This window comes from Streptomyces sp. NPDC004647 (genome assembly GCF_040609575.1).
Classification (GTDB): Bacteria; Actinomycetota; Actinomycetes; order Streptomycetales; family Streptomycetaceae; genus Streptomyces.
On record NZ_JBEXKU010000163.1, the window covers coordinates 1 to 4,980 of the forward strand.

Annotated in this window: 7 protein-coding genes; 2 read left to right on the forward strand and 5 right to left on the reverse strand. The window is 67.7% G+C overall.

The features are described 5' to 3' along the window. Positions 1 to 43 precede the first annotated feature (43 nt). From ABZW18_RS34095 to ABZW18_RS34115, 5 genes are all read right to left on the reverse strand, one after another. Positions 44 to 670: a DUF305 domain-containing protein gene (locus tag ABZW18_RS34095; protein ID WP_356195228.1), complete on the reverse strand. Its 627-nt coding sequence runs from the start codon at positions 668 to 670 to the stop codon at positions 44 to 46. Positions 671 to 782: 112 nt separating this feature from the next. After that, positions 783 to 1,190, reverse strand: a complete 408-nt coding sequence (locus ABZW18_RS34100) for a DUF6153 family protein (RefSeq protein WP_356195231.1) — start codon at positions 1,188 to 1,190, stop codon at positions 783 to 785. A gap of 21 nt (positions 1,191 to 1,211) precedes the next feature. Further along, positions 1,212 to 1,928 carry a hypothetical protein gene (locus ABZW18_RS34105; RefSeq protein WP_356195234.1) on the reverse strand — a complete coding sequence of 239 codons (717 nt, stop codon included), beginning with the start codon at positions 1,926 to 1,928 and terminating at the stop codon, positions 1,212 to 1,214. Positions 1,929 to 2,203: 275 nt separating this feature from the next. Next, the gene (locus tag ABZW18_RS34110) at positions 2,204 to 2,668 is read right to left on the reverse strand and encodes a DUF6153 family protein (protein WP_356195236.1); all 465 of its coding nucleotides are present in this window, start codon (positions 2,666 to 2,668) and stop codon (positions 2,204 to 2,206) included. A 161-nt stretch (positions 2,669 to 2,829) separates the two neighbouring features. Then, positions 2,830 to 3,405 (reverse strand): TetR/AcrR family transcriptional regulator, encoded by a 576-nt coding sequence (locus ABZW18_RS34115; RefSeq protein ID WP_356195239.1) that lies wholly within the window; start codon positions 3,403 to 3,405, stop codon positions 2,830 to 2,832. A 116-nt stretch (positions 3,406 to 3,521) separates the two neighbouring features. Here ABZW18_RS34115 and ABZW18_RS34120 point away from each other — a divergent pair, with 116 nt between their 5' ends. Together ABZW18_RS34120 and ABZW18_RS34125 are read left to right on the forward strand one after the other, a co-directional pair. Then, positions 3,522 to 3,794 (forward strand): hypothetical protein, encoded by a 273-nt coding sequence (locus ABZW18_RS34120; protein ID WP_356195241.1) that lies wholly within the window; start codon positions 3,522 to 3,524, stop codon positions 3,792 to 3,794. 6 nt (positions 3,795 to 3,800) lie between these two features. Beyond that, entirely contained in the window at positions 3,801 to 4,343 is a 543-nt protein-coding gene (locus tag ABZW18_RS34125) for a hypothetical protein (protein WP_356195243.1), read from the forward strand. The last annotated feature ends 637 nt before the right edge of the window (positions 4,344 to 4,980 follow it).

Genomic DNA, 4,980 nt, shown 5'->3' on the forward strand with positions numbered 1-4,980 from the left:
AGCTCGACCCGTCGAAGGTCAGCGAGAAGTCCCCATCCGGCAGTCAGCCCTTGCCGAGCTGCTTGTTCATCTGCGTGATCTCAGCGGTCTGCGAGGTGATGATGTCCTGCGCCATGTCCTTGGCGGGCTGGTAGTCCCCCTGGGACTGCTCCGTCTTGGCCATCTCCACCGCGCCCTCGTGGTGCTTGATCATCATCTCCAGGAACGCAGTGTCGAACGCCTTCCCGGAGGACTTCTCGAGCGTGGCCATGTCCTCGGCGCTCATCATGCCGGACGTGCCGTGACCGCCGTGGTCCATGCCCTCGTTCTCGGCGGGCACCTGCTCGCCCCAGGACTCAAGCCACCCGGACATCGTCTTGATCTCCGGGTCCTGCGCCTTCTTGATCTTGTCGGCGAGGTCCTTGACCTGGTTCGAGGAGGCACGGTCAGCAGCCAGGTCAGCCATCTCCACTGCCTGCCGGTGGTGCGGGATCATGCCCCTGGCGAAGGTGACGTCCGCGGCGTTGTTCGCGCCCTGCTGGGCGGGCGCCGACGCCGACGGCGAGCTGGTCTTGTGGCCGTCGTGCCCGCCGGAGCTGTCGCCTCCGCCGCAGGCGGCAAGCGCCACGGCGGCGGTGGCGACGGCAACAACGGCGGCTGCCCTGCGGGCCAGAGAACGGTGTGCGGTCATGGGTGTGCAACTCTCTGTGCATTGATCATGAAAGGTGGGCGTACCGGACGCGGCGGACACCGTCATTTCCAGCGGATTGGCCCGGTGGAAAGGGTGGGCGTCGCGGGCGCCTCTAAATGCGCAGGAGTTGCAGTTCGGACAGCGTCGGCGGGGCACGGCCGGAGGCGGTCACGCTGGTCGGCCACCCGGACGGGGCCACCGCAGAAAATACCTCGAAGCCCGCAGGGGTCAGGGCAGGTAGCGCGGGAGCGGTGCTGATGCTGCTCGCGGCACAGGTGCCATCGGCATGCTCCACGTGCCTGCCGTGATCGCCACCGGCGGCGTGCTGGCAGCCTTCCGTCAACTGGTGGTGCGGGTCGGCCACCACTGGGCTCACCGCAGTGGACACCGACCGCTCGGGTAGGGCTGCACCAGCCGGGCCCAGGCCGTGCATGGCCACCAGACCGGTAAGCACCGCCAGCACAAGCAGCACAAACGCCCGGCCCCCAAGGGGCCGGATCATCTGCGACGTGCTCGTCATGGGCCACATGGTACGGGCGGCTCAGTGGTTGTGGCCGTCTTCGTGCCCAGGCTCCTCGCTGGGGTTGGTGTTCTTCGTGGGTGCGGTGGGCTCGGAGGTCGGATCGGCGGTGCCGGTGCCGTGGTCACCGTCACGTCCTTCGCCGCTGTCCTTTTCGGTCACGACATCGCTGTGGCTGTGTCCCCCTCCGGACTCGGCCATGGTGGGGGCAATGTGGCGAAGCCCCGCGAAGGTGAGGGCTGAGACGATGAGGGCTGCCAGACCCATGAGGCCGAAGATGCGCCGCCACGGCGTCTTGTCCTCTTTGAGGAAGTAGGCGACGAAGGACAGGACGATGCCAAGCGGGATCAGCACGGCGCAGCGGTCGGGGAGGTCTGCGAAATGCTGCATGCCGCCACTGAGCATGCCGAGGCCGAAGGAGAGCATCGTGGAGGTGCCGAGCACTCGCAGCATGCGTGACAGGGCGGGCCTCTCGGGCGGGAGGATGATGTCGTTGAGGACGGTTGCGAGTAGGAAGACCAGTACGCCAGCCCCAGCGATCATCGAGTAGCGGGTCGGGTCCATGGGGTGATGGACGACCGCGCCGCTGATGAGTCCTGCGCCCACGTAGTAACCGACATAGCCGAGGTAGCGCCACGGCAGGGAGGCGCCTTCCCGCCTCCTGGAACGACGGTGGTTGGGGGCCGGCTGTGACGGGGTCTGGGTCGGGGTCGTGGCGAGAGTGGATGAGGAAGACAAGAGCTGGCCTTTCGCGGGTCTGGGGTTCCGTGGAGGGGCATGGGGACACAGTTCAGGGCTCGCCCACGCGGGTGGGCCGCGAGCTGGAGGACGGCGAGAAGGGCCGGATTCCCTGGAAACAGGAACGGAGGCCGGTCCAGGGCTCCGCGCCGCTCTTTCGCTGCGGGGGCAACTGAAGGGGCACTGCCAGGCATGGCCGAGCCGCCGCCGACACGCGGTCGGAGACGGCTCGGGTGTGCCCAACGCGTCGTCGACCGGTTCGAAGGCGTGAAGAATTAGATCCGTAGGACCGTTGAGTCCGGCAATGGAGGAGGCACCCCGAAGGCGGCGGCGGGCCGACTGGCGGTGGGTACATACGCGTGCGTAGGCGGAACCGCCGCGAGTGGAGCTTCGCACGGGGCGGGCAGCGCAACGCCCTGCTCGGGCTGGCCGGACACACACTGGTGAGCCGCGTGATCCGGTTCCGGGGCTTCGTGATGGTCGATGTGCCGCTGGCTGGAGTGCGAGCCGGGCCCGTCGTGGCTGTGGCCGGCCGCAGCGGCTTCCTGCGCGTCCAAAGTCACCGAGCTGGACGCCCCGGTGTGGGCGTGGCCTGCGGCGCTCTCCCCGCTGACACCGTGTGTGTACATCAGTGCAAGGAGTAGCGCGGCCAGCACCCATGTTCGCCACGGACCCGCTGCGGGAGAGCGGGACCGCAGCGCGCTGAGGATCGGCCGGGCCGCAACCATGCCGGGGAGCATAGCTGTACCTCAGCGATGGCCGTACCACCCCTCTGGGTGACCGTTCTCTCGTGCCCGTCGGTCACTGGATCACACCGACCGCGCTGAGAGCCCGACCTGGAACGTCGCCACGTTACGGCCGGCTGCCTCCCCCCTACGCCACGGGGCGGCTGGAGCGTGCGTTAGCGCGCGGGGCGCAACCCCGCCAGAGTGACCTTCACTAGTCGGCGGACTGCGGCCTCCGAGGACAGCGTGCCGGCTGCCGTGAGGGCATGGAGGCAGTAGCTCGCCAGCTCGTCAGGCGCGACATCGTCCCGGAGGTTGCCGGTGGCTGCGACCTCGGTGAGCAGGTCTTGGATCAAGTCGGTGAGCTGCTGTTGGGCCTGGGTGACCTGCTCACCTCGATGCAGGAGTGCCCCGAGTTCGGGGCCGTGGCGCTCGCGGTGGTAGGAGATGAGCGCGTAGGCCGTGAGCACCGCTTCGAGTCGCTCGCTGGCGTCGCCGGGTTGGCCCCGGAGCTGGGTGAGATGTTCGAGGTGGCCGGTGACGTGACGTTGGTGCCAGGCGGCCAGGATCGCTTCGACGTCCGGGAAGTACTTGTACAGCGTCGCCCGTCCGATGCCGGTCTTCTCGGCGATCTTCGACATCGTCACCGACGTCAGCCCGTGCTCGGTCACCAGCGCCCACGTGGTGTCCAGGATCGCCTCGCGCACCGCATGACGGTGGGCCTCGATCGTCTCGTTCCACAGCTTCGGCACCAGCCCAATATACGTGACGACGGGGGCACGTCACTCTGGCTTGACAGAGACACATTGTCTCGCAAAGCTGCCGTCATGAGCCACGTGGCCAGATACGTGCGACAGAGGAGACGGACATGGATGACCCACCGCGCCAGCCCGATACCGGCGACGACACCGGCGCGGAGCCTGACCGGGGATCTACCCCCGGGACACCCCGCTGGGTGAAGGTGTTCGGGACCATCGCCCTCGTCGTGATCGTGCTGTTCGTCATCCTGCTGCTCACCAAGGGCCCCGGCGAACACGGCCCTGCTCGCCACTTTGGTGGCCAAGCACCGACCACCAGCGTCACAGCAGACCTCACACCGCCCGGCGGTGGCCTCGGTGACCACCACGCGCCCCGAGGGTGATCACTGATGACCATGACACCCCGCCTCCGCAAGGTCGCGCTCACCGCTCATGTCACGAGCACGGTCGGCTGGCTCGGCGCGGTCATCGTCTTCCTAGCCCTCGCCGTCATCGGCTTGACCAGCCAGGACGCTCAGACGGTCCGTGGTGCCTATCTCGTGGTGGAACCGGCCGCGTGGTTCGTCCTCGTGCCGTTGGCCTTCGCCTCGCTGCTCACCGGGATTGTCCAGTCGCTGGGCACCACGTGGGGCTTGTTCCGGCACTACTGGGTCCTGTTCAAACTCCTGATCACCGTGGTTGCCACCTTGGTCCTCCTGATCTACATGGAGACCTTCAGCTACATGGCAGCGGTGGCGGCAGACCCGAACGCCGATCTCGACGTGGTGCGGAACACATCGCCCAGATTCCACGCCGTGCTCGCCCTGCTGGTGTTGCTCGTGGCCATGGTCCTTGCCGTGTTCAAGCCGCGGGGCATGACCCGGTACGGGCGCCGTAAGCAGGACGAGCAGTGGCGTAAGCAGCGCGAGCAGCGAACGGTGCCCATGTCGTAGATGCAGCGACTCCTGCTCGGCTCCGTATGAACGAACCTCTGACAGCCATCGAGTACCAGGATGTGCCTGGGTTCCGTACGGGCTGCCTGGGGCTCTGCGCCGACTGCCCCGCACCGGCCTCATCGTCGCGAAATCCGGTCCCGGAGGCATGGGATATTCCTGTAACCGAGGACGCATCCAGGCCAGCTCCACTGTGCCCGATAGGCACTCGAACCCGCAGACCATAGCGTTGCGGCCATGGGTTGGAGGAGCAGGCCGACCGCTGCGGCGTACTGCTTCATTCCCTATCTCCGCGGTCATCGGCCACCGCGATGGCACCCGGCCCAGCCGCGGAAGCTGTCGGCTGCATGCCGAGGACGAGGCGGCCTGCTGGTGGTGATGAGGGGTGGACGTGGCGGCCAAGTTCGGGGCTCACGCCTCCAGTGTGGCTTACGTCTATGTGACGTCCGAAGCTGTCCACTCCGGAACTGAACACCCCCGCGTCGGCGGGGAGCACCACTTCCGGGACCGCTTCATCGTCCTCGGCAGCGGAACACCCCCGTGTCGGCGGGGAGCACAGGCCGGGGCAGGGCCGTTCGGGTTCCGGCTGCTTGGGGGCGGCCTCGGTCTCACGGTGCGCGTCGCGGGCCTGGCGCCA

Excerpts from the sequence above, each read along its gene's own strand:
- ABZW18_RS34120 (WP_356195241.1), top strand. The coding sequence starts at position 3,522 with ATGGATGACCCACCGCGCCAGCCCGATACCGGCGACGACACCGGCGCG.
- ABZW18_RS34125 (WP_356195243.1), top strand. The coding sequence starts at position 3,801 with ATGACCATGACACCCCGCCTCCGCAAGGTCGCGCTCACCGCTCATGTC.
- ABZW18_RS34100 (WP_356195231.1), bottom strand. The coding sequence starts at position 1,190 with ATGACGAGCACGTCGCAGATGATCCGGCCCCTTGGGGGCCGGGCGTTT.
- ABZW18_RS34095 (WP_356195228.1), bottom strand. The coding sequence starts at position 670 with ATGACCGCACACCGTTCTCTGGCCCGCAGGGCAGCCGCCGTTGTTGCC.
- ABZW18_RS34110 (WP_356195236.1), bottom strand. The coding sequence starts at position 2,668 with ATGCTCCCCGGCATGGTTGCGGCCCGGCCGATCCTCAGCGCGCTGCGG.